Source organism: Halomonas maura, assembly GCF_030409305.1.
GTDB classification, from domain to species: Bacteria; Pseudomonadota; Gammaproteobacteria; order Pseudomonadales; family Halomonadaceae; genus Halomonas; species Halomonas maura.
In genome coordinates this window covers 386,652-410,382 of record NZ_JAUFPQ010000017.1, presented here as the reverse complement: position 1 = coordinate 410,382, position 23,731 = coordinate 386,652, and the positions used below count along the sequence as shown (strand labels likewise).

Here is a 23,731-nt window from a genome sequence, read left to right as displayed (position 1 = left end):
TGCCACGTCATGCCGCGAGGCTTGCCGAAGGCCAATCACCGTCTTGCAGGAAGAACGACATGACCATCGCTGACCGCTGGCTGCTGCCCGACGGCATGGACGAGGTACTGCCGCCCCAAGCCAGCCGCATGGAGGAGCTGCGCCGGGCGTTGCTCGACCTCTATCACCGCTGGGGCTACGATCAGGTGATGCCGCCCCCCGTGGAGTTCCTGGACTCCCTGCTCACCGGCACCGGCACCGAGCTGGATCTGCAGACCTTCAAGCTGACCGACCAGATGACCGGGCGCATGATGGGCGTCAGCGCCGACGTGACGCCCCAGGTGGCGCGCATGGATGCCCACTCGCTCAAGCGCCAGGGGCCGGTGCGGCTGTGCTACTGCACCACCGTGCTGCGCGCCAAGCCCGACCAGTACCAGGGCGGTCGCAGCCCGGTGCAGGTGGGGGTCGAACTGTTCGGCCATGCCGGGCTGGAGGCCGACGTGGAGATCCTGCGCCTGGCGCTGGCCAGCCTGCAGGCCGCCGGGGCCGGCGAGGTCCACCTGGCGATCGGTCATATCGGCATCTACCGCAGCCTGGTGCAGGCCGCCGACCTGGCCCCCGAACAGGAGAAGGCGGTGTTCGAGGCCCTCGAGCTCAAGTCGCCGGGGGAACTGGCCGCCCGGGTCGAGGCCAGCGTGGCGGACCCGGCACTGGCGGCCATGCTGTGTGCCCTGGGGGGGCTGCATGGCGGCCCCGAGGTGCTCGACGAGGCCCGCGAGGCCTTCGCCGAGGCGCCCCAGGCGGTGGGCGCGGCGCTGGACCAGTTGCGGACCCTCCATCGGGGGGTGGCCGCCGAGCATCCCGAGGTCGATCTCTACTTCGACCTGGCCGAGCTGAGGGGCTACCAGTACCACACCGGGATGATGTTCGCCGCCTTCGTCCCCGGCTATGGCCAGGCGCTGGCCAAGGGCGGCCGCTACGATGACACCGGGCGCGCCTTCGGACGCGCCCGGCCGGCCACCGGCTTCTCCCTGGAGCTCAAGCTGCTGGCCACCCTGGTGCCCAGCGAGCCGCGTCACGACGGCATCTGGGCGCCGGTCGAGGGGGACGGCCTGGCCGAGGCCATCAATGCCCTGCGCCAGCAGGGCGAGCGGGTCGTCCAGGCGCTGCCGGGACAGCGTACCGGCCCCGCGGAACATCGCTGCCATCGACGCCTGGTCCAGGCCGACGGCGGCTGGCAGGTGGCGCCGCTGGCGGCGTCCACCGATCAGGCCTGAGCGGTCAGGCAGACACGATATCGACACCGGCCCGACAGCCGGCGGCGCAGCAACGAGAGACGAGAGCACTATGGGCAAGAACGTAGTCGTACTGGGCACCCAGTGGGGTGACGAAGGCAAGGGCAAGGTGGTCGATCTGCTCACCGAATCCGCCGATGCGGTGGTGCGCTTCCAGGGTGGTCACAACGCCGGACATACCCTGGTCATCGACGGCGAGAAGACCGTCCTGCACCTGATCCCCTCCGGCATCCTGCGTAACGACAAGACCTGCGTGATCGGCAACGGCGTGGTGCTGTCGCCGGAAGCGCTGATCGAGGAGATTCGCGAACTGGAGGCCAAGGGCGTGCCGGTCCGCGAGCGCCTGCGCCTGTCACCGGCCTGCCCGCTGATCCTGCCCTACCACGTGCGTCTCGACCAGGCCCGCGAGAAGGCCCGCGGCGTGGCCAAGATCGGCACCACCGGCCGTGGCATCGGCCCGGCCTACGAGGACAAGGTGGCCCGTCGCGGCCTGCGCCTGGGCGACATGCTGCACCGCGAGCGCTTCGCCTCGAAGCTCGGCGAGGTGCTGGACTACCACAACTTCGTGCTTACCCAGTACCACGGCGAGCCCGCGGTGGACTTCCAGCAGGTCCTCGACGACGCCATGCGCATGGCCGAGGAACTGCGGCCGATGGTCTGCGACACCGTCAGCCTGGTCCATGACGTGCGCAAGGCCGGTGACAACATCCTCTTCGAGGGGGCCCAGGGCTCGCTGCTGGATATCGACCACGGCACCTATCCCTTCGTCACCAGTTCCAACACCACCGCCGGCGGGACCGCCACCGGGTCCGGCGTCGGTCCGCTGTACCTGGACTACGTGCTGGGCATCACCAAGGCCTACACCACCCGGGTGGGCTCCGGTCCCTTCCCCACCGAGCTGTTCGACGAGCATGGCCGCCACCTGGCCGAGAAGGGCCACGAGTTCGGCGCCACCACCGGCCGGGCGCGTCGCTGCGGCTGGTTCGACGCCGTGGCCCTGCGCCATGCCGTGCAGATCAACTCCGTGTCGGGGATCTGCCTGACCAAGCTCGACGTGCTCGACGGCCTGGAGAACATCCGCGTCTGCGTGGGCTATCGCAGCAAGGATGGCGACGTGCTGGACACCCCGGTGGACTCCGAGGGTTATGAGGCCGTCGAGCCGGTCTACCAGGACCTGCCGGGCTGGAGCGAGTCGACCCTGGGCGCCAAGCGCGTCGAGGACCTGCCGGCCAATGCCCGCGCCTACATCAGCTTCCTCGAGGAGCAGGTGGGGACCTCCATCGACATCATCTCCACCGGGCCGGACCGCAACGAGACCATCGTGCTGCGCAATCCCTTCGGCGGCTGAGCCGACCGCCCGAGCCCAGACGACAACAGGCCGGCAGGTAACTGCCGGCCTGTTGCGTTGTGGCGGGGAGGGGGAGCGAGGCTCCCCCGGGTTCAGCTCTGGGCGGAGGCCTGCTGCAGGGCGTCCATGGCGTCCTCGTCGGACAGCAGGTCGTGCAGCGTCTGTACGGCCATGTCGCTGTTGCCTTCCATGACCTTGTCGAGCCACAGCAGGGCCTGCTCGCGGTTGGCGTTCTCCAGGCCGTTGGCCGTGAGATAGGCCTTGGCCAGCGCCAGGCGGGCAGTCTCGTGGCCCTGGCGGGCGGCGGACAGCAGGAAGTCGGCCCCCTGGCGGGTGTCGAGCTCCAGGTGTTCGCCTCGCAGCAGTTCGCGTCCCAGGGTGGCCTGGGCGCCGGAGTGGCCCTGCTCGGCGGCCTGCTCGAGGAGCCGACGACCGCGCGCGACATCGGGCGTCATGCCTCCCCCGCCGCGGACCAGGGCCGTGCCGAGCAGGGTCTGGGCCGAGAGGTTGCCCGCGTCGCTGGCCTGGCCGAGCCACTTCTTGGCCTGCGCCGGGTCGACGGCCACGCCCTTGCCTTCCAGGTAGGCCTCGCCCAGCAACTGGGCGGCGTAGTCATCGCCGGCCTCGGCCCCGCTGGTCAGGAGCTCCAGGCCGCGCTCGGTGTCCTGGGCGACGTGCTCGCCCGAGAGCAGCGCCTCGGCGAGGTCGAGGCGTGCCCCGCCGTGGCCCTGGGCCGCGGCCTGCTCGAGGAGCCGGATGCCGCGTTCGGGGTCGGCGGGCAGGCCGTTGCCGGAGATCAGGACCTGACCCAGGTCGGCGCGGGCGCCGGCATGGCCGGAGGCGACGGCACGCTGAAGGTACTGGGCGCCCTTGGTGGGGTCGCGGCGGACGCCCTGCCCCTTGAGGTACATGCGGCCCAGGTCGGCCATTGCCCCCCGGTGTCCCTCGCGTGCGGCCCGCTGCAGCCAGACGCGCGCATGGCTCAGGTTCTGCTGGACGCCACGGCCGGTGAGGAAGGCCTCGCCCAGGCTCGCCATGGAGCCGGGGTGGCCCGCCTCGGCGGCCTCGATCAGTGCCTCGATGTCGCCGGCGTCGCCCTGGTCGTAGCGCAGCTGTGCCAGGGCATCCTCGGCGGACGGATGGCCGGCCTGCCGGGCCCGGGTCAGCCAGTCCTTGGCGGTCCGCAGGTCCTGGGGCACGCCTTCGCCCTTGCGGTAGGCGCGGCCCAGGACCACCATGGCGTAGGCATCGCCCTCGCGGGCCGCTTGTTCCAGCAGGGCCACGCCGCGGGAGGGCTGCCGCTGCTTGAAGGTGCCCTCGAGGTAGCCCGCGCCGAGGGCCGTCTTCGCGGACACGTCACCGCTCTCCACCGCCCGCGTCAGCAGCTCCTCCGCCTGGGACGGGTGGTAGGGCAGCACCTCGCCCTCCAGATAGGCCTCGCCGAGCATGCGCAGGGCGGCGGTCTGTCCCTTGTCGGCGGCCTCGTTGAGCAGCGTGGCGGCCTGCTGGCCGTCCGCCGGCACCCCGCGTCCCTCCAGATAGAGCGCGCCCAACTGCTGGGTGGCGTAGGGATGGCCCAGCTGGTGGCCACGCTTCAGGTAGTCGAGGGCGACCAGCGGCTGGCTGCTCCCGGTCGTGTCATCGAGGTAGTAGTCGCCGAGCAGCGCCAGGGCCAGGCCATCGTTCTGGTCGGCGGCCTCCTTGAGCAGTTCGACGCCGCGCTGCGGGTGGGAGGGCAGGCCCTCGCCGTGCAGCAGGGCGCGGCCCAGGGTGACCTTGGCGTCGACCGAGTCCTGGGCGATGGCGGCGCTCAGCCAGTGTTGGGCCTGGTCGGGGCGCGCGGGAATGCCCTCGCCCTCGAGGAGCGCCTTGCCGAGGGTCTCCATCGCCGCGACATCGCCGTTCTGGGCGGCCTGCTCGAGCATGGTCAGGCCCTGGCGCGGGTTGCCGTCCTCCATCAGGGCACGTCCGGCCTGGCTCAGGGCATCGGAGTCACCGGCATTGGCGGCCTTGGTCAGCCACTCCATGCGACGCTGCGGCTGGTCGCCGAGCAGGCCGTCCGCCGTGTACATGCCGGCGAGCTTGGCCATGGCGTCGACGTCGCCGTTGCCGGCGCGGCGCTCCAGGATCTCGGCATAGCGCAGGGCGTAGTCCTCGGCGCGGCTCGGGTCCGCCTGCAGCCAGCCCCCGGCGCGGTGGCCCTCGGCGAGGGCCTGCAGGGCCTCCTCGTTGCCGGCCTCGGCGGCCTTGCGGTAGTAGGAGGCGGCCAGCGCCGGGTCGGCATTGACGCCTTCGCCGCCCCGGGCGAGAAGCTCGGCGAGCGCGACCTCGGCCCGCGGGCCGACCTCTTCGTCCATGGCCTGCTGGATCAGGTGATAGGCCAGCACGTCGTTGCGCTCGACGCCCTCGCCCTCGCGGTACAGCTTGGCGAGGTTCAGCGAGGCGTTGCCGAGGATGTAGGACGGCGTCTTGATGGACTCGGCATAGAGATTGGCCGCCCGCACCGGGTCGGGTTCCACGCCCTTGCCTTGATCGTAGATCTTGCCCATCTCGTAGTAGGCCTGGGGCAGGCCCTGCTGCATCAGTGACTCGATCTGGGCGATGGCTTCAAAGGGCTTGCCGGCCTCGATCAGCTGGTTGGCCTTCTCCACCTTGTTCTTGTGCATCCATTGCAGGTTGCGCGGTTGGCCGCCGTCGAACCAGTCCTCGTACTGGGCGGGGGCGGGGCCGCTGACATGAGGGTCGGGCTGCTGGAGCACGGCACAGCCACTCAGCCAGACCAGCAGGCCTGCCGAGGCGGCCAGTCGCAGCCCGGGAGACTGGCCGGTGCTTGGGAGGGTGAGGGTGGTGTTGGTCATGGTATCGGTCTGCCTCGAAGTAATGGATGGCGGCGGGGGAGTGATCACTCTTCTCCCAGGCCCTTGAACGCGGCGTCCTCGCGCTGCTTCTCATCCATGACGATATTCCGCTGTGCATCGGGCTCCATGAAGTAGAGCGTGATGTAACCACCGGAACTGCGGTTGTAGATGGGGCGCACCCGGCGGATGAACTCGGCGATCTGCGGGTCGTGGTAGCGGGTCTGGTAGATTTCCATCCAGGAGAAGTACTGGTTGTCCTTGAGGAAGCCGGTGTACTGCTCCAGGGGCGCCATATCGCCCAGGGCCGCCGGGTCCTCGAAGATTTTCAGGGCGAAGTCCACCGCGTCGTGGATGGTGTTGCCCTCCACCTCCAGGTCGAAGATGTCATAGCCCTGGCGGGAGATGACCTGCATGTTGGTGATCAGGTAGAGCAGGGCATAGTTCTGGTAGTGCGTCGCTCGCCGGCCGCGGGACACCTCCAGGGGCAGGGCGCCTTCCTCGGTGAGGTCGTGCAGGGCCGAGTAGATGGCGCTGACGCCGAAGCGGAACAGCTCGTCGTCCTCGGTGAGCACGCCGACCATGGTGCCGTAGAGGGCGCGGCGATAGAAGTGGTTGTTGCAGCAGCTACCGATCGACTGGCCGGGGATGGCGGCATGCTGCTGGGCCAGGTCTTTGAGCCAGGTCTCGACCCGCTCGCGCTCCTCGTTCATGCCCTCGATCTCGGGCCGGACCACCGAGTAGGCCATGGCGGCCGCGAAGATCATCGATTCGGTGGCGAACCAGGCCTGGGGCTCGATCGGGTCATAGTAGTAGTTGGTCAGGGCGTCCTCCTGAGCCCACTTGTCGAGGAAGCGCACCAGGCATTCGGCATAGTAGTCATCACCGGTGGCCACGTAGCTGCCGGCGAGCTGGGAGACGCTGTCCTCGAACTGGAACAGAGGCTCCGAGGCCAGCTCCCATTCCTTGGGACTCGGGTAGTAGCCCGGAATCCGCATCCGCGTGTCGATGGGATCGTAGGCGAGCAGCTGCTGGCAGCTGGTCCCCGTCGACAGCTTGTCGATCTCCTGCAGCAGGATGGAGTTGTCGACGTCCCCGAGCAGCGCCATGCGCGCCTCGACATCGAAGTACGAGGCATCCGGCGCCGTCACCTTGTACTCGGAGAGGTCGAGCTCGGCTCGCTCCTCGAGCGTCATCGCCTGAGCCGCGGGGAGCCCTCCCGCGCCCAGGCCGCACAGGGCCAGGGACAGCCCCGAGAGCAGACGCTGGGGCAGGGAGGCGCGGCGAAGGCCGGTGAACTGGGTCATGGGCATCGGAGCTCCTTGTGAAGCGGTGTCGGGACGGGCCGTCGGCGCGGCCCGTCGGGACGGTCAGGATCGGGGGGCATAGAAGCGGAAGCCGGCGAAGTCGATATGCTGATCACGCGGCGTGCGCCAGCTCTTGCCATCCCCGCCGAAGAAGGTGGAGAACATCAGGCCGTCGATGGTCACCGACTCGCTGGTGCGATAGGTGATGCCCCCTTGCTCGAGGATCGGACGCCCGTCCACCCACACGCGGGCCGTGCCGTTGGCCTGGCCGGGGTCGTTGAGGATGATCTCCTGCTCGAGGGTCACCCACTGCCCGGTGGGGAAGCTCCACAGGCCCCGGCCCACCGACTTGCCGTATTCCTTGTCCTGGTTGACGGCGTATTCGTAGAGCTCGCCCTGGCCGTGCTTGCGCCACATGTAGCGCATCGAGAAGCCGTTCTCGCCGTCGGCCTCCTCGCCGCCGCTGGGGGCCTCGCCGCCGAACAGGCCCGGCAGCTTGCCGCCCTTGACGAAGTCGAAGCCCGGCTCGAAGCGGACCCGGTACTGCAGGCAGGCGCGCTCGGCGCCGGCCAGGGCGTCGGGTGCCGCATAGAAGCCGGCCCCCCCCTTCTCGGTATCGCCGGGCGACGAGGTGCCCTCGGGATAGCGGATCCGCAGGCCAGGCTCGTCGAGGCCGGTCTCGCCGGCCGAGAGCAGCGCGACGTTGTCCTCGGTACCCCAGTCCTTATGGGTGCCGAAGCCGTCACGCACGGCGGACTTGGCATCCTCGGCCTGCGCCGCGGGCGCGGGGGAGGCGACCAGCGGATAGCGGGTCGAGCAGGGCGATTCGCTGGGCACCGACAGGTTCTTGCCGTTATCGCTGTCGGCCAGGGCCGGGGCGGCCAGGCCGGGGAGCAGGACCGCCATCAGCATGGCGAGGTGACGCTTGCCGTTCGGAAGAGTGTCGTGAGACATATCGGGCTCCGGTCGGGGCCGCCCGGTGGGCGGCCGCGGTCTTCAGTTGGACGGTGTGACAGGCTCAGCCGGTCTGGCCGAGGGTGTCGCTACGCTGGTCCTCCGGGTCGTCGCCAGTGAACAGGTTGAAGATGCCACCGAACAGCTGGCCGACGGCGCGCCCGCCCTGCCAGATCCACTCGGCGGTGGTGCCGATCAGCGGGGCCTCGGTGAAGCGAACGTCGACCGGCGTACCGACGGCGTCCGCCGGCAGCGGCTTCTCCGGCACCAGCAGCACGCTGGCCACGTTCTGCTGCTGACGGACCCAGCTGGGGAAGCCGGCACGCGGCTGGCGCTCGATGTCGAGGGCCACGCTGCGCACGCGGGCACTGATCGGCCCCGAGGTGTGCGGTAGCGAGATGTAGGCCTTCTGGTCGGGGTCGATATTGTCGATGTCGTCCATGTGCACCAGGGCCTCGACCATGATGTCGTTCTCGCCGGTGCGGATGAGCGTCATGACCCGCTCGCTCTCGTTGATGTAGGTGCCGTCGGAGCTGCTCAGCGCCCAGGCCACCAGGCAGTCGCAGGGACTGTAGATCTCGTTCTGGGACTGCCGGGCCTCCAGGGCGGCGATGCGCGAGCTCTGGAAGTCACGGGCGGTCTCGAACTGGTCGATACGCGCGCGGGCGACCTCGGGGGGCACCGTCTCGAAGCTCATCGCCTCGCCGTTCGCCGGCTCGGCGGAGTTGGCCAGGCTGACCTGGCCGCTGCCGGAGTCCAGGTTCTTCTGGAGGTTCTCGATCAGCTGGCTGTTGAAGCGCTGGGCCGCCGTGGCCAGGATCAGATCCGACTCCAGGTCGACGTTCTTGACGCTGGTCAGCTTGGCGTCGCGCTCGACGCGGTCGCCGGCCTGGAGGTCGTGGGCCTGCAGGATGCCTGGCCCCGGGGCCCGAATGTCGATCCGCGGGGCCGTCACCGCGGCGAAGTTCGGCTCGATCAACATGAAGTTCCGATAGGCCGTGGCGGCCGCCACCAGGGCCAGTACGCCGAAGGCCGCGAACAGCGCCACATAGCGGCCCATCGGCTTGGGCGGGCGCTGGGCGGGCTGCGGCTTGACGCCGCCCGGGCTCTGCCGGCGCTTGTGCGGGGTCTGGGGATCCTCGGCGGCCATGCTGCCCTGCATGTCGAACTGGCGGCCGCTGAGGGTCGCCCGGACCACGCGGCGCAGCAGCTCCAGGTGGTCGGGGGAGATCTCGGTGATCTCGAAGCCGGCGATATGGCCCTTGCCCGATTCGGTGCAGTGACGGCACTCCGCGGTGACCGGGGCCACCTGCTCGGCGCCGCCGGTGACGAGCACCAGCGAGGCCTTGACCCGGGCGCCCGGGCGCAGCGGCCGCTGGCTGCGGATCGCGAAGCCGCCCTGGGAGAGGTCGGCTCCCTCGAAGAGGGTGCCGTCGTCCATCCTGACCTGGAAGGGCGTGGCCACCCGGACGTACCGGCGCTCGTCACGGCGTTCGTGGGCGATGCCCCCGCCCGGCGCCCCGCCCTGGCCCTGGGGGGTGTCCTCCGGGGGTGGGGTGGGGGGCTCCGGCTGAGCGCCCAGCGTGGGTTCGCTGCGATCGTGATTATCGGCGTAATAGTCGGTCATAGGTGTCTCCTAGAGAGGTCTCCTGGCTCCTGCCTGCGTCTTCAGGAGCGGCCGGGTTGCACTCTGATGTTCAGGTCGACGAGGGTCACCGTGCGGTCGTCGAGCACGAGGGCGCAGCCCGGCGAGGCGCTGCAGGTGGCAAGCCCGCGGCCGTCGAGGGGGCGACCATCGGCGTCACGGATATGGCTGGCCAGCGTGGGGCTGATGTCCAGCGTGGTCGTCCGGCCACCGGCTGCCCCGGCCAGGCGCTCGGTTCTCATGCGGTCGGTGGTGGCCACGATCTCGAGCAGGCCCTCGTCCAGCTTCAGGCGTTCCGGCGGCAGCCTGACCGAGCCACTGGGGGAGCCATCGGCGAGCGTCATCGCCATCCAGCGATTGGCCGTTCCCGTGCCCGGGGCCTCGCTCGAGGCCTGTGCCTCGCTGGGGGCCGGGCCTTGCAGGATGGCCATGGCGGTGCGATCGGGCGGCTGCAGCACGCCGGTGGCCAGCAGCAGCACGTAGAGCATCACCGCGACGAAGAAACCATGCAGCACGTGGCCCATGCGTCGCTGTCGGCTGACCGCGACCGGGTCGCTGGGCTCGCCGGCGGAGATCCCCTGGCGCGACCACTTCTGGCGATTGAAGCGAAAGCTGACATAGGTCTTGAGCAGGGCGCCGAACACCTGGTTGTAGTAGATCAGCGGGATCCACAGCAGGCTGAAGCGACCGCGCTGCCAGGCCAGGATCAGCGTCGAGATGCCGCGCGTGAACAGGATCCACAGCGCATAGGCGAAGATGAACGACGGCCGCACGAACAGGGTCACCAGGATCGCCACCATGGGGCCGATCAGGGTCGTCCACATCGACAGCCGCTGGTCGACCAGGCTCCACCAGGTGAACATGCCCATCGGGCGAGGGCCCAGGGCGATGGCGCGACCGCTGGTGCGCAGCATGTTGCCGTACCAGCGCCGCATCAGGTCGGTGGTGGACTTGAAGAAGCGCCGCCGGTCCGGCAGTTCCTCGAACCCGGAGACGAAGACGTCCGGGAGGTAGAGCATCCGCCAGCCGTTCTTGAGCAGCCAGTACCAGGTGGACTTGTCGTCGCCGGACAGGAACTTGAACTTGCCGAAGCGCCAGTGCTCCACATGGTCGTTCTCGACCAGCTCGATAAAGCTCGGGTGGACGGCCATGTCCGCACGAAAGACGCTGTAGCGGCCGGTCAGCACCAGCAGGCGCCGGGACACCGACAGCGAGCTCATCACCAGGTGGCGCTGGGCATAGCGCAGGTCGTACCATTCCTTGGTGGCGTCGCCGCCGTTGACGATGGCGCTGTTGTTGGTGGTCAGCGCCCCCAGGTCCTCGTTGCTCTGGAAGAACGACAGCGAGCGCGACAGGGTGTCCGGTTCCAGCAGGATGTCGCCGTCCATGAACACCAGCAGCGCATCCGGGGCCGGCGCCCGCCGCGAGATGGCGCGCAGCACCTCCGCCATGGCGGAGCGCTTGCCGTCGCCCTTCTGGAACATGTAACGGATTTCGAGGTTCGCCGGCCAGCCGTTCTCTTCCATCACGTGGTTGATGATGTCGACGTCGGTGCGGTCGGCGAGCGAGGCGAACAGCGTCGTCGGCACCCCGTAGTCCCGGACCTCGCGGACCAGGGCGTTGTAGACCTGGTAGGTCACGTCCTGGTCGAGGCGGAAGGAGGTGCACAGCACATACAGTTCGCTGGGCTTGGCGACGGCCCCTGCGGCATCCGCTGCGGCCCGGAGCCGCGGGAAGATGCGCCGGTTGTACCACACCGAGCGCAGGGCCTGGACGAACCACCAGGAGTAGCGCCAGGCACCGACGACCCCGATGGCGAAGAAGAAGCTCTTCGACGCCGGCGAGAAGACCTCCGTCGGCAGCTCGGTGAGCAGCACCACCAGCAGGGCCAGCAGCAGCAGCAGGGCGGTCAGCTCCGTCGCCTTGCTGGCGACGGAGGTGTGGTCTGGGAGCTTCGACATGGCGATGCCTCTCAGGACACGACGGGACGGACGGAAGCGCCTCGGCCGATGGCGTAGTAGGTGAGCCCGGCTTCCTGGGCGCTCTGCGGCGAGAAGAGGTTGCGGCCATCGACCACCACCGGCTCGATCAGCCGCTCGCGCAGCTTGGCGAAGTCGACGGTACGGAACGCCTTCCACTCGGTGCAGATGACCAGGGCATGGGCGCCCTCGAGGGTCTCGTCACGATGCTCGGTCACGTCCAGGTCGTCGCGGTTGCCATAGATGCGCAGGCATTCCTCGGCGGCCTCGGGGTCATAGGCCTGCACCCGGGCACCGGCCTGCCACAGGGCCTCCATCAGGGCACGACTGGGCGCCTCGCGCATGTCGTCGGTATTGGGCTTGAAGGCCAGGCCCCACAGCGCGATGGTCTTGCCGGCCAGGTCGCCGTTGAAGGCCTGGCTGAGCATCTCGAACAGGCGGCTCTTCTGGCGCGCGTTGACCCGCTCGACGGCGCTGATCAGTTCGGCGGGGTAACCGGCCGCCTCGGCGGTGTGGGCCAGCGCCTTGACGTCCTTGGGGAAGCAGGAGCCGCCGTAGCCGCAGCCCGGGTAGATGAAGTGGTAGCCGATGCGCGGATCGCTGCCGATGCCGTGGCGTACCTCCTCGATGTCGGCACCCAGGCGCTCGGCGAGGTTGGCGACCTCGTTGATGAAGCTGATCTTGGTGGCCAGCATGGCGTTGGCGGCATACTTGGTCAGCTCGGCGCTGCGCACGCCCATGAACATCAGCTTGTCGCGCTGGCGGTTGTAGGGGCCGTAGCACTCGCGCATGACCTTGCGGACGCGCTCGGACTCGGTGCCCACCACGATGCGCGCGCCGCGCGAGAAGTCCTCGATGGCGGCGCCCTCCTTGAGGAACTCGGGGTTGGAGCAGACGTCGAACTCAATGTCCACACCACGGGATTCGAGGGTCGCGGCGACCTCCCGCTCGACCTTGCTGGCGGTCCCCACCGGCACCGTCGACTTGTCGACGATGATGCGGTACTCGGTCATGTGGGTGGCGATGGTCTCGGCGACCTTCAGCACATGGGTCAGGTCGGCGCTGCCGTCCTCGTCCGAGGGCGTGCCCACGGCGATGAACTGGAGCAGACCGAAATCGACCGCCGCCTTGGCATCATTGGTGAAGTGCAGCCGACCCTCCTCCAGGTTCTCGTGGATCAGCGCCTCGAGCCCCGGCTCGTAGATCGGCACCTCGCCCTGGCTGAGGCGGGCCACCTTGTCGGCGTCCACATCGACGCACATCACCTCGTGGCCGACCTCGGCGAGGCAGGCGCCAGTGACGAGTCCTACATATCCGGAACCGAAGATGGTGATCTTCATGGGCGTCGTTGCTCCTTGTCTTGGGTTGGAACGTTCTGCGCTGCCTCGTGTCACCGCGGGTCACGAGGAGTGAATGCAAACGTGTGTATGTCGACAATGGAAGCAATAATTACGCCAATCATAGAGAATCCTTGTTTATCAGCACCTTGACGGGTGTGTTGATAAAGCGTGATATCCAAGGAGGGCTGGAGGGGGGCGAAAACCGTCTCTTTTTGGCAACAGCTTAGGCTTTGGTTCAGGGGCGGGGCGGTGAGCCGGCGGCCGAAACCGGGCTGCAGAGAGGACGCCATGGCGAGGCGGCGGTCTCGCCGCGAGCCCTGCCAGATGGGGGCCGCTGACCGACCCGGGGAGGGCTCGGGGGCCACCGACGGCGGACCGGTCGACGCCCGGCAACACCGAGTGTTGCGAACCGTCGACATCTCCTGCTGCCGGACGACACCCGCTGTAGCGAGACGTCGACACCGGCGCTGTCAGGATGGCCGGGGCGTCGTCGACGTACGACAGGCCAGCAACGCGAAAGGCGGCCCGTAGGCCGCCTTGCGCATGGGGTCGAGCCGGTCGCTCGTCGGTCAGACGCTCCTCGGTTCGCTCATCAGGCCCTTGACGATGGCGTAGCAGGCCACCAGCAGGATCAGGGTGAACGGCAGGCCGGTGGTGATCACCGCCGTCTGCAGGGCGGTCAGGCCACCGCCCAGCAGCAGGGCGATGGCGACGGCGCCCTCGATGAGCGCCCAGAAGATGCGCTGGGGCTTGGGCGCATCCACCTTGCCGCCGGCGGTGATGGCGTCGATCACCAGCGATCCGGAGTCCGAGGAGGTGATGAAGAACACCATCACCAGCAGGATGCCGACGAAGGAGGTGATCGCGGTCAGCGGCAGCTGGCCGAGCATCACGAACAGCTGCAGCTCCAGCGCCGCCTCCTGGACGCCCTGGAAGCCTTCGTTGACTACCTGGTCGATGGCGGTGCCGCCGAACGAGGTCATCCACAGCACCGAGACCACGGAAGGCACCAGCAGCACGGCGACCAGGAACTCGCGCACGGTGCGGCCGCGGGAGACTCGGGCGATGAACATGCCGACGAAGGGTGACCAGGAGATCCACCAGGCCCAGTAGAAGGCGGTCCAGCCCTGGCTGAAGTTGGCGTCCTCACGGCCGAAGGGATTGGAGAGCGCCGGCAGGTTCACCAGGTAGGACATCAGGTTCTCGAAGAAGCCGGTGGCGATCAGCAGGGTCGGGCCGACGGCGATCACGAAGGCCAGCAGCAGGAAGGCCAGCACCATGTTGAACTGGGAGAGGCGTTGCACCCCCTTCTCCACGCCGAGCACCACCGAGCCCAGTGCCACGACGGTGATGCCCATGATCAGCAGCACCATGGTCACTTCGGTGTTGGGAACCCCGAACAGGTAGCTCAGGCCGGCCGAGGCCTGGGAGGCGCCCAGCCCCAGCGAGGTCGCCAGGCCAAACAGGGTGGCGAACACCGCCAGGATGTCGATGATATGGCCCGGCCAGCCCCAGACGCGCTCGCCCAGGACGGGGTAGAAGATCGAGCGCATGGTCAGCGGCAGGCCCTTGTTGTAGGAGAACAGCGCCAGCGCCAGCGCCACCACCGCATAGATGCCCCAGGGGTGCAGGCCCCAGTGGAAGATGGTGGCGGCCATGCCCAGCGAGATGGCGCCCTCCTGGTCGCCGGCGGCGGCGCCCAGCGGCGACCAGTCGGTGCGCAGCCCGTCCTCCAGGGTGGTGCCGCCCATGGCGGTGCCGAAGTGCGTGATCGGCTCGGAGACGCCATAGAACATCAGGCCGATGCCCATGCCCGCGGCGAACAGCATGGCGAACCAGCCAGCGTAGCTGAAGTCCGGGGTGGCGTGGGCCCCGCCGATCCGAACCTTTCCGAGCGGGGTGAAGATCAAGACGATGGACAACACCACGAATATGTTGGCCGCGAGCAGGAAGAACCAGGACAAATTGCCGGTCAGGAAGCCGAAGATGGCATTGAAGATCGGCTCCACCTGGTCCTGCAGGGCCAGCGTGACGATCACGAAGAACAGGATCACCAGCGAGGAGATGGTGAAGACCTTGCCATGCAGGTCGAGATTGATCCCCAAGGCCCTGGCGGTGATGTTGTCCTGGCCGATCACGTAATCGGTGTCGATGAGGTTGGCCGGGCCTTCCGGGGCGGGTATGCCCTCGGAAGACGCTGCGGCCTCTGGGGCTTTGTGATTGTTCGTCACGAGAGACTCTCCTTGATGACGTCGATGGGCGAAGTGTAGGCGTCAATCCTGCTGCGGGCGGACCAGGAATACCGAGGCCTTGGTGTGAGTGGCGACCTTGCCACCATGGGCGGGGATGATCACATCCAGGTGCTTCGGCGGGTGCGTCGGCATGATCACCAGGTCGGCGCCCACCTCGTCGATGGCATCGACCAGCACATCGTCGAGGTCGGCGATGGGGTCCGGGCAGGTGATGACCCGCGCGCTCACCGGCTGGCCGTGGACCTTGGCCCGCTCCTGGGCGAAGGCCTCCAGCTTCTGCTGATACTCCTCGGGGTTATGGGCGACGCTGCTGGGCGTCGTGGCGGTGACCGCCACATAGCAGACCTCGGCGCCATAGTGCTTGGCCTGGTCGGCGACGACCTGTAGCGATGGTTCGATCACATCGAAGTGCGCCAGGTCGACTGGCACCATGATCTTCTTGTACATGCCTGCGCTCCTTTCTTGTATAGGGTATCGGCGGTCTTATCAGACAAGTGTGGCCCCTCGATGATCGGGAAGCTTGCCACGCTTTCAACGGTTTGCGACGCCTATCGGGCTCACATCGAGCCCTGCGAGGGGAATTCGCCAACGCTGTGCCATGGCCCATGGCGATCTCGGATAACGCATTGTAATTAGATGACGTTTTCCTGATAACCCTAGCTTAGAATAACGTTTGGCCATAACAAAGCTGTTCTCCGTACGGCGTGGCCTTGTCCAAGGGCGATGCCCGTCGGAAGCCGGCCGACAGCGTTGATGGTCGCCCCTGTCATGGCGGGGTGAGCGAAAGGGCGCCCGCTCTGGAAGATGGTGTGCCGTTATCCCGCCTCATTCATCGAGGAGAGGTGCACTTCGAGCACCGATTCCACCTCGCGGCAACTCTGCGCGAGAGCATCGAGGCCGCGACCGAGTCGCTCAAGGCCGACGACTAGCTGCCGCGCTGATCTGCCCTCGCTCGCCTCCCCGCTTTCGGCGCCGTGGCAACGAGAGTGCAATGACAAGGGGAGATGCCGTCAGGCATCTCCCCTTGTCATGGACGGGCGCTGATCCGGGGATCACGCCTCCGGCAGCCACTCCTGGACCACCTCCGGGTGCTCCTCGACCCACTGCTTGGCGTTCTCGTAGGGGTCGGAGTCTTCCTGCTGGTTCATCAGCATGACCTCGCCCATCTGCTCGGGCGTCCACGCAAAGGCATCCAGGATGGCATGGGCCTCCGGCATGTCCTCCTCGAGCCCCTGGCGAACCACGGTGTCGATCTGCTCGGCGCCACCATAGACGTTCTCGGGGTCCTGCAGGTACTTGAGGTCCCAGCGGGCGAACATCCAGTGAGGCGTCCAGCCGGTCACCACGATCGGCTCGCCGTTGGAGATGGCGTTCTGCAGGGCCGCGGTCATGGTGGCGCCGCTGCCGCTCTGCAGGTCGAGATCGAGGTCGTAGGCGTCGATGACCTCCTCGGTCAGGCTCATCAGGCCGGCGCCCGGGTCGATGCCGGTGATCTTGCCGTTGAGCTCGTCGGTATGCTCGTTCAGGTCGGCGATGGAGTTCATGTCGCTATCGGCCGGGACCACGAGACCGAGCTTGGTGCCCTCGAGGTTGGCGCCGAGGTTGTCGACCTGATCGCCGAGACGCTCGAAGTAGTCGGCGTGGGTGGTCGGCAACCAGGCGGTGGTCATGGCGTCGGCATCCCCGGTGGCCACGGACTGCCACATGGCGGCGGCGGACAGCGAGGTGAGCTTCACCTCGTAGCCGGCCTGCTCCAGCACGGCACGCATCACGTTGGTGGAGGCCACGGCATCGGACCACTCGACATAGGCGAGGTGCACGGTGCCCTTGTCCTGGGCCTGGGCGGTGGCGGCGGCGCCCAGGACAAGGGCGAGGCCGGCAAGACGGAGGCTGCGATGCATCGGATGCTGGGTCATCTGAACTGCCTTTGCTGGGAAGGGTGGTAGAAAGGATGCCGACCACGGGCGCCCGATGCAAAGTCGGGCCGCCAACGGGAGTTCCGTGCATGCCGGCCCCGTCAACCTTCATGGTCCCTGCACCGGGGGATGCCGTCATGGTCCGTGCATGGGGAGAGGGCATCACGGAGCCACCGGATGGGAGCTGTCGGCCGGTCATGGGGCCGGGAGGAGGACACGAAAAGGGGAGGTGTCGAAGCACCTCCCCTTTTCGTGTCGAAGGCCGTGGTTCGCGGTCGGCTCAGGACTTGCGCTGCTTGCGCAGCGACTGGGTGAGGCGGTCCAGCAGCATCGCCAGGATCACCACCGCGATGCCGGCCTCGAAGCCGTCCCCCGGGCGCAGGCGCTGGATGGCGCGCCAGACCTCGCTGCCCAGGCCGTCGGCGCCGATCATGGCGGCGATCACCACCATCGACAGCGCCAGCATGATGGTCTGGTTGATGCCGGCCATCACGGTGGGCAGCGACATCGGCAGCTGCACCTTGAGCAGCTTCTGGCCGCGGGTGGCGCCGTAGGCGTCGGCGGCCTCGACCAGTTCCACCGGCACCTGACGGATGCCCAGGGTGGTAAAGCGGATCGCCGGGGGCATCGAGAAGATCACGGTGGCGAAGATCGCCGACACCGAGCCGATACCGAAGAAGGGGATCGCCGGGATCAGGTAGACGAAGGCCGGCATGGTCTGCATGAAGTCCAGCACCGGCATGATCGTCTTGTAGAGCCGCTCGGAGAGGGCCGCCGCGATGCCCACCGGCAGCGCGATGACCACCGCCACCAGGGTGGCGATCACCACCAGGGTCAGGGTCTCGATCATCGGATCCCAGAGGTCCAGGTTCCAGATCAGGGCCAGGCCCGCCATGGCGCCGATGGCCAGGCGAACACTGGCCAGCCACCAGCACAGGGCGGCGATGATCACCAGCAGCGACCAGTCGGGTAGCCACATCAGGGCATCGTTCAGGCCGTCGATACCGGTCTGGGTGACCCGGGAGATGGCGCGGGTGACGATGGAATACTCGCTGGTCAGCCAGTTCAGGCCGTCCTCGATCCAGTCACCCAGCGGGACACGGGGGATTTCGATAGCCATCAGCGTTCTCCTGCCTGGGCGAGTTCATCGAGCACGGCGCCCTTGACGACGACACCCTGCAGCACCTGATTCTCGTCCACCACCGCGATGGGGAAACGGTTCTCGTGGAACATGGCGAACAGGTTGTGCAGCGGTTCCTCGCGGACCACCTTGCGGAAGTCCTGGGTCATGACGTCCGTCACCCGCTGCTTGCCCTCTTCCAGGGCCTGGCTGGCGGCGTCGGCGTCGATCAGGCCGATCAGGCGACGCTCGCGATCAAGGATGTAGATGGCGTCGAGGCCATGGTCGCGCATCTTGCGCAGCGCGGTCCGCGGTCCGTCGGTGTCGCGCACGGTGGAACGCACCTTGCGCATGGCGCTCTCGGCCCTGAGGATCCGCGACTTGTCGACGCCCTCGATGAAGCGCCGCACATAGTCGTCGGCCGGCTGGGTGAGGATCTCCTCCGGGGTGCCGATCTGCACGACCTCGCCGTCCTTGAGCAGCACGATGCGATCGCCGATGCTCAGGGCCTCGTCGAGGTCGTGGGTGATGAAGACGGTGGTCTTCTTCATGCGGTGCTGGAGTTCCAGCAGTTCCTGCTGCATGTCGCCGCGGATCAGCGGGTCGAGCGCCGAGAAGGCCTCGTCCATCAGCAGCACGCTGGCGTCGTTGGCCAGCGCCCGGGCCAGGCCGACGCGCTGCTGCATCCCGCCGGAGAGCTGGTTGGGATAGGCGTCCTCCCACCCCGCCAGGCCGACCTGCTTCAGGGCACTGGCCGCGGTTTGCCGGCGCTCGGCGGGATCGACGCCGCGAATCTCCAGGCCGAACTCGGCATTCTGGCGCACGGTGCGATGGGGAAAGAGGGCGAAGTTCTGGAACACCATGGAGAAGTGACGGCGGCGACACTCCAGCAGCTCCCTCTCCTTGAGGCTCGGGATGTTCTCGCCATCGATGACGATCTCGCCCTCGCTAGGCTCGATCAGCCGGTTGAGGCAGCGGATCAGGGTCGACTTGCCCGAACCCGAAAGCCCCATGATCACCAGCAGCTCGCCCTCGTAGACGTCGAAGTTGATGTCGGACAGGCCCAGTGTCTGGCCGGTCCTGTCGAGGATCTCGGGGCGCTTGAGCCCCTGGTCGCGCAGTTCCAGCGCCTTCTTCGGCTGATTGCCGAAGACCTTGCTGAGCTGTCGGACCCGAATCTTGACGCTTCGGTTGTCACTCATTGGCGGTGCCTTGGTGGCGCTCGACCCGGCGCTGGCGCCGGAGTCGAAGGCGGGTTGACGGGATGCGGCGTGTCTCAAGCATGCCTGTCTGCCTGCGTTGACGCGAATCGAGGCGCTACACCCTAGCGTTTGTTGAACGGTCGTTCGGGTCCGTGCGAGAGCGCCGATCGGGCGCTGCCGCGGTCGCGCCGCGTGTCGGCCGGATCCCGAGGGGGCCGGCCTGAGCGCTGGCGAGACCCGACGCCGCGGGGCGTCGCCCGACTACATCAGCAGGACCAGAAGCAGCGGCAGGTAGAGCAGCGACAGCAGGGTGGAGCAGAACACCAGGCTCGCCACGTACTCAGGCTCGCGACGGGAACGCTGGGCGAACAGGTAGTTGAAGACCGCCACCGGCATGCTCATCTGCAGCACCAGGATGGCGTGGCCCATGGGCGGCAGCGCGAGCAGGCTGCCGATGGCCCAGGCGATGCCGGCCGCCAGCGGCAGGCGCAGCAGGCTGAAGCCGAGCCCGGAACGCAGGCTGCGCACCTGGATGTTGGCCAGCGAGACCCCCAGGGTGATCAGCATCAGCGGCACCGTGAAGCCGGAGATCAGTTCCACGCTGTTGGCCAGCCAGCGGGGCAGGTCGGCTCCGGTGAGCAGCAGGGACAGGGCGATCAGGATGGCATAGACCGTCGGTGTCGTGGCCAGGATCTTCAGCGGGTTGCCGCGACCGGCCATCAGCGAGCCCAGGGTGAACTGGAACAGCGTCACGGTGACCATCACCGTGATGCCGAACACGAAGCCGGCGCTGCCGAAGGCATAGAGCACCACCGGCAGGCCCATGTTGCCGGTGTTGGGATACATCATCGGCGCCAGCAGCACTCGCCAGTCGCGGCGCAGCAGGCGCGCCACGAGGCCGGTGGCCGCCGCCATGCACAGCAGCACCAGGGCCGTGGCCAGCATGGTTCGGCCGAAGCTGCCCGCGTCGATCTGGGCATCGGCCAGCGAGGCCAGCACCAGCGACGGGGTGCCGATGTTGAAGACCAGCCGGGTGACGAAGGCCACGGGATAGTCGTGGCCGAGGCGGACCCAGCCGAAGCCCAGGCCGGCACCGGCGAGAACCGGGGCCATGACGGCGAAGAGTTCGGCAAGCATCAAGATCTCCCGTGTAGCGGATGAGTGGCGGTACGGTCCCTGTCCGCCCGGATATCAGGTCGGCGCCGAGGAGGCGGCCGCGGCGGGTGGGGACTGAGCGGTTCGCGCCCGTTCGGCCTGAAGGCGCAGCGCCAGGTCGAGACGCTCCACCAGCCCGGCGATCATCGCCCGATGACGCGCAGTCAGCGCCTGGCGGTCGTCGAGGGCCGCCACCAGGGCGGCCCCGCTGCGCCGCACCTCGCGGGGCGGACGCCCCCGGGCGCTGTCCGCGAAGGCGTTCGCCAGGGCGGCGAAGAACGCCTGCCGCGACCGGGACAGGCCGGCCGCCGGCAGGTCATCGAGCCGCCGACGCAGCTGCAGGCAGGCATAGCCGATATCCAGCCCGGTCAGGCCCAGGGAAAACAGGTGGCGCCGGTCCTCGGGCAGCAGATCGTCGTGTCGGGCCAACTGCAGCAGGCGGTCGGCCATGCCCCCGATGAAGCGGGTCTCCGCCTCGGACACGGGGGCGGCCGGCAGGGCGCGCAGGTCACGGACGATGGCAGCGACCAGCCGACGCTTGTGCAGGCGCGGTCCGACACCGGGAATCAGGCGAAAGCCGGCGACCACCGCGCCCAGCCCGATCATCACCGCGATGGCCCGGTCGAGGAAGCCGTCGAGGGAGAAATCCATGCCGTTGCCGGGCATGGTCAACAGGATGTTGCCGATGGTGAAGGCCAGGCAGTAGCCCATCAGGCGGGGCGAGGCCGCGCCCAGCAGGCCGAGGAACAGCGGCGGCAGCAAGAGCATCGCCAGCATGGGGAAGCCGCTGGCCTGGGCGAGCAGCACATGGCCGAACAGGAAGGCGCTGGGAATCGCCGCCAGCATGCCCTTGGCGAACATCAGGCTCACCGCGGCGGGATCGTCCCGGCTGGCGAAGAAGGCCGAGCCCAGGGTGCCCATCAGCATGGCCACCTGGCCGTTCGTCCAGCCCGTGGCCAGCCAGAAGGCCGCCAGGCTCAGGAAGACGCCTCCCGCGCGCAGGGCATTGAGGCCGGCGGCCAGATGGTCGCGATGCCAGGCGAGGGCCGCCCCCCGCAGGCGCTTGCGGCCGGGATGGGTGATCGCCTCGCGGGCATCGAGCATGACCAGTGCATGGCCCAGGGTCTCGCGCAGTCCCAGCCGGACGCGGTGTTCCAGTGGCGTGACCTCGGTGTCGGGGCCGTCCAGGGCCCGCTGGCGCAGGGCCTGCAGGCGCCGGCGGGCCTGGGGAATCCCCGTCGCTGCCGCGGCGTCGCACAATTCCCGGGCCAGGTCATCGGCCAGACGGCGGGTGGCGGGGGCGAGATGGTCGCCGGCGTGGTGCAGCAACTGCTGGAGGGCATGCAGCGTGGCCAGCAGGCGCAGCGTGCGGCGGGTCAGCACGTGGCTGGCACGGATCCGCCCGGGGCCCTCGGGTCCCTCGTAGCGCGCGGCCTGGCTGTCGGTCTCGAGCTGGGTGAGCGGGCCCAGGCTGCCGGTCAGGCTGGCCTGCAGGGCGCCGAGGTCGTCGCTGTCCGACAGCCGCTTCCCGGCATGCCGGAAGGCCGCGTTGACCACCTGGTCCGCCAGGCCGGCCAGGTGGTCGCGGACCCGGATGGGCCACAGCAGGGCGCTGACCAGGGTGGCGCTCGCCGCACCGAGTGCCAGTTCCGACAGCCGTGCCACGGCGACGGCAAAGATACCGTCGGGCTGACTCGCGCCGATCACCACGATCAGCATGGCGGTGACTCCGCCCATGATGCAGCCGTAGGAGGCGTTGTTGCGCAGCAGCGAGCTGCCGTAGGTGCACAGCATGATCCACAGCGTCAGGCTCGCCAGTGCCGGGACGGGCGCCTGGGCGAACAGCGCCATGATGGCGACCCCGGCCCCGCAGCCGACCAGGGTGCCGGTGAGCTGGCTCAGGCCCTTCTCGATCACCATCCCGCTCATCGGGCGGATCTGCAGGAAGGCCGCCGAGATCAACGCCCAGTAGGGGCGCTCGAGGTCGCACCACAGCGCCACGTAGAGCGCCAGCAGCATGGCCAGGGTCGCCTTGATGGCGAACCGCACGGCCTCGCCGCTGGGTGTCAGGTAGGCCTGTAGCCAGGGCGACATGCGCGGTTACTCCGTCGGCTCGATGTGCACGGAGGCCGTCATGCCGGCGCTCAGCACCGTCCCCTCGGGGATCTCGTCGAGGGCGATGCGCACCGGGATGCGCTGGGCCAGGCGCACCCAGCTGAAGGAGGGCTCGACCCGGGGCAGCAGCTGGGCGTTGGCGGCGGTGTTGGGGTCGGCGATGCCGCGGCCGAGGCTCTCGACGTGGCCGTCGAGGGTGATATTGCCGCTCATCAGGGTCACCCGCGCCGGGTCGCCCACGGCGATCCGCTCGATCTTGGTTTCCTCGAAATAGCCGGTGACATAGAAGGAGTCCGCCTTGACCAGCGCCATCACCGGGGTGCCGGCGTTGACGTAGTTGCCCTCGGCCAGCTGGAGGTTGAGCACGTGTCCCGCGGCCGGGGCCCTGAGGGTGGTCCGCGCCAGGTCGAGGCGGGCCGTCGCCAGCTCGCTGCGGGCCTGGGCCAGGGCGGCGGCGGCCACGCGGCTGTCGATGTGCGAGGTCTCCCGGGTCTCGGCGCTGATCGCCTGGCGGCTCAGGCGGTTGCGGCGCGAGGCCTCGTGCTGGCGCAGCTCGAGCTCGGCCTGGCGCTGCGCGACCACCGCCTCGGCCTTGTCCACCGCCGCCTGGTAGCGTGCCGGGTCGAGCCGGAACAGCGGCTCGCCCACGGCGACCCGCTGGTTGTCCGTGACCGCCAGCGACACGACCCGGCCCGAGACGTCGGGTGCCATGGTGACGATATCGGCCCTGACCCGGCCGTCCCGCGTCCAGGGGGTGTAGAGATAGTAGTGCCACAGCCACAGCCCGGCGGCGATGGCCAGGGCCACGATGACCAGGGTCACGAGACTGCGTAGCAGGGTGTGCATGGTTAGGCGACTCCGGCGGAGGATGACGACAGCAAGGCCACGGCGGCGGTGCAGAGCACGAACAGGGCGCTGTCGAACCAGGCCTCGAACCACAGCCGCGTCGGGCCCAGCAGGCGGTGGAGCAGGGCACGCACCAGCAGCGCGGCGACCAGCCCGAGCAGGGCATACAGCAGCAGCGGCGACAGATAGAGGCCGCCGATGGCGATTTCCCGGAGTCCCATGTCCGCTCCCGGCGAGATGGTTAGGACGCTATCTTAACAGGCCCCAGCGCGGCCGGCACGGGCCGGCGTCTTGACGCTCGCCGGGCGCCTTCCTAGATTTCGGTATACGGGCCCTGTATCGCCATGATGACATGGGGCCAGGTCTGCGTCCGGGCGTTCGCCGCTCGGCGCTACCTTCCTGCGAACTTGTCGGCAGGAAGCC

General features: G+C 68.5%; 17 protein-coding genes. 2 read left to right on the top strand and 15 right to left on the bottom strand.

The features are described 5' to 3' along the window. The first annotated feature begins 59 nt into the window (after positions 1–59). Both QWY76_RS11870 and QWY76_RS11865 read left to right on the top strand, forming a co-directional pair. Entirely contained in the window at positions 60–1,256 is a 1,197-nt protein-coding gene (locus tag QWY76_RS11870; RefSeq protein WP_290311426.1) for an ATP phosphoribosyltransferase regulatory subunit, read from the top strand. 70 nt (positions 1,257–1,326) lie between these two features. Then, positions 1,327–2,622 (top strand): adenylosuccinate synthase, encoded by a 1,296-nt coding sequence (locus QWY76_RS11865; RefSeq protein WP_183383507.1) that lies wholly within the window; start codon positions 1,327–1,329, stop codon positions 2,620–2,622. Between the two features lie 92 nt (positions 2,623–2,714). On the opposite strand, the gene QWY76_RS11860 is transcribed toward QWY76_RS11865, so the two are convergent. The 15 genes from QWY76_RS11860 to QWY76_RS11790 all read right to left on the bottom strand — a co-directional run bounded on the left by QWY76_RS11860 (position 2,715) and on the right by QWY76_RS11790 (position 23,529). Continuing rightward, positions 2,715–5,480, bottom strand: a complete 2,766-nt coding sequence (locus tag QWY76_RS11860; protein WP_290311425.1) for a tetratricopeptide repeat protein — start codon at positions 5,478–5,480, stop codon at positions 2,715–2,717. Positions 5,481–5,524: 44 nt separating this feature from the next. Continuing rightward, positions 5,525–6,784, bottom strand: coding sequence for an alginate lyase family protein (locus QWY76_RS11855; RefSeq protein ID WP_290311424.1), 1,260 nt, complete (start codon positions 6,782–6,784; stop codon positions 5,525–5,527). Positions 6,785–6,847: 63 nt separating this feature from the next. Next, positions 6,848–7,738 (bottom strand): polysaccharide lyase, encoded by an 891-nt coding sequence (locus QWY76_RS11850; protein WP_290311423.1) that lies wholly within the window; start codon positions 7,736–7,738, stop codon positions 6,848–6,850. A 64-nt stretch (positions 7,739–7,802) separates the two neighbouring features. Beyond that, positions 7,803–9,365 carry a PilZ domain-containing protein gene (locus QWY76_RS11845; protein ID WP_290311422.1) on the bottom strand — a complete coding sequence of 521 codons (1,563 nt, stop codon included), beginning with the start codon at positions 9,363–9,365 and terminating at the stop codon, positions 7,803–7,805. Positions 9,366–9,406: 41 nt separating this feature from the next. After that, the gene (locus QWY76_RS11840) at positions 9,407–11,344 is read right to left on the bottom strand and encodes a glycosyltransferase (protein WP_290311421.1); all 1,938 of its coding nucleotides are present in this window, start codon (positions 11,342–11,344) and stop codon (positions 9,407–9,409) included. Positions 11,345–11,355: 11 nt separating this feature from the next. Beyond that, positions 11,356–12,702, bottom strand: coding sequence for a UDP-glucose dehydrogenase family protein (locus tag QWY76_RS11835; protein WP_290311420.1), 1,347 nt, complete (start codon positions 12,700–12,702; stop codon positions 11,356–11,358). 569 nt (positions 12,703–13,271) lie between these two features. Next, positions 13,272–14,933: a BCCT family transporter gene (locus tag QWY76_RS11830; RefSeq protein WP_290311419.1), complete on the bottom strand. Its 1,662-nt coding sequence runs from the start codon at positions 14,931–14,933 to the stop codon at positions 13,272–13,274. Positions 14,934–14,975: 42 nt separating this feature from the next. Beyond that, complete coding sequence (locus QWY76_RS11825) at positions 14,976–15,401, bottom strand: universal stress protein (RefSeq protein WP_290311418.1); 426 nt, start codon at positions 15,399–15,401, stop codon at positions 14,976–14,978. A gap of 605 nt (positions 15,402–16,006) precedes the next feature. Continuing rightward, positions 16,007–16,870, bottom strand: coding sequence for a glycine betaine ABC transporter substrate-binding protein (locus QWY76_RS11820; protein WP_290311417.1), 864 nt, complete (start codon positions 16,868–16,870; stop codon positions 16,007–16,009). Positions 16,871–17,150: 280 nt separating this feature from the next. Then, on the bottom strand, positions 17,151–17,984 hold the full coding sequence (locus QWY76_RS11815) for an ABC transporter permease (RefSeq protein WP_290311473.1): 834 nt from the start codon (positions 17,982–17,984) through the stop codon (positions 17,151–17,153). Positions 17,985–17,989: 5 nt separating this feature from the next. Then, entirely contained in the window at positions 17,990–19,192 is a 1,203-nt protein-coding gene (locus QWY76_RS11810; protein ID WP_290311416.1) for a quaternary amine ABC transporter ATP-binding protein, read from the bottom strand. A 261-nt stretch (positions 19,193–19,453) separates the two neighbouring features. Continuing rightward, entirely contained in the window at positions 19,454–20,329 is an 876-nt protein-coding gene (locus QWY76_RS11805) for an AEC family transporter (RefSeq protein WP_290311415.1), read from the bottom strand. 54 nt (positions 20,330–20,383) lie between these two features. Further along, positions 20,384–22,441 (bottom strand): FUSC family protein, encoded by a 2,058-nt coding sequence (locus tag QWY76_RS11800; protein WP_290311414.1) that lies wholly within the window; start codon positions 22,439–22,441, stop codon positions 20,384–20,386. Positions 22,442–22,447: 6 nt separating this feature from the next. Then, positions 22,448–23,308 carry an efflux RND transporter periplasmic adaptor subunit gene (locus tag QWY76_RS11795; protein WP_290311413.1) on the bottom strand — a complete coding sequence of 287 codons (861 nt, stop codon included), beginning with the start codon at positions 23,306–23,308 and terminating at the stop codon, positions 22,448–22,450. Between the two features lie 2 nt (positions 23,309–23,310). Next, positions 23,311–23,529 (bottom strand): DUF1656 domain-containing protein, encoded by a 219-nt coding sequence (locus QWY76_RS11790; RefSeq protein WP_290311412.1) that lies wholly within the window; start codon positions 23,527–23,529, stop codon positions 23,311–23,313. Between the last annotated feature and the right edge of the window lie 202 nt (positions 23,530–23,731).

What these genes read in the sequence shown, in the direction of transcription:
- QWY76_RS11865 (WP_183383507.1), top strand. Translation starts at nt 1,327, where the DNA reads ATGGGCAAGAACGTAGTCGTACTGGGCACCCAGTGGGGTGACGAAGGC.
- QWY76_RS11810 (WP_290311416.1), bottom strand. Translation starts at nt 19,192, where the DNA reads ATGAGTGACAACCGAAGCGTCAAGATTCGGGTCCGACAGCTCAGCAAG.
- QWY76_RS11805 (WP_290311415.1), bottom strand. Translation starts at nt 20,329, where the DNA reads ATGCTTGCCGAACTCTTCGCCGTCATGGCCCCGGTTCTCGCCGGTGCC.
- QWY76_RS11795 (WP_290311413.1), bottom strand. Translation starts at nt 23,308, where the DNA reads ATGCACACCCTGCTACGCAGTCTCGTGACCCTGGTCATCGTGGCCCTG.
- QWY76_RS11800 (WP_290311414.1), bottom strand. Translation starts at nt 22,441, where the DNA reads ATGTCGCCCTGGCTACAGGCCTACCTGACACCCAGCGGCGAGGCCGTG.
- QWY76_RS11825 (WP_290311418.1), bottom strand. Translation starts at nt 15,401, where the DNA reads ATGTACAAGAAGATCATGGTGCCAGTCGACCTGGCGCACTTCGATGTG.
- QWY76_RS11860 (WP_290311425.1), bottom strand. Translation starts at nt 5,480, where the DNA reads ATGACCAACACCACCCTCACCCTCCCAAGCACCGGCCAGTCTCCCGGG.
- QWY76_RS11870 (WP_290311426.1), top strand. Translation starts at nt 60, where the DNA reads ATGACCATCGCTGACCGCTGGCTGCTGCCCGACGGCATGGACGAGGTA.
- QWY76_RS11845 (WP_290311422.1), bottom strand. Translation starts at nt 9,365, where the DNA reads ATGACCGACTATTACGCCGATAATCACGATCGCAGCGAACCCACGCTG.
- QWY76_RS11835 (WP_290311420.1), bottom strand. Translation starts at nt 12,702, where the DNA reads ATGAAGATCACCATCTTCGGTTCCGGATATGTAGGACTCGTCACTGGC.
- QWY76_RS11790 (WP_290311412.1), bottom strand. Translation starts at nt 23,529, where the DNA reads ATGGGACTCCGGGAAATCGCCATCGGCGGCCTCTATCTGTCGCCGCTG.
- QWY76_RS11855 (WP_290311424.1), bottom strand. Translation starts at nt 6,784, where the DNA reads ATGACCCAGTTCACCGGCCTTCGCCGCGCCTCCCTGCCCCAGCGTCTG.
- QWY76_RS11840 (WP_290311421.1), bottom strand. Translation starts at nt 11,344, where the DNA reads ATGTCGAAGCTCCCAGACCACACCTCCGTCGCCAGCAAGGCGACGGAG.
- QWY76_RS11850 (WP_290311423.1), bottom strand. Translation starts at nt 7,738, where the DNA reads ATGTCTCACGACACTCTTCCGAACGGCAAGCGTCACCTCGCCATGCTG.
- QWY76_RS11820 (WP_290311417.1), bottom strand. Translation starts at nt 16,870, where the DNA reads ATGACCCAGCATCCGATGCATCGCAGCCTCCGTCTTGCCGGCCTCGCC.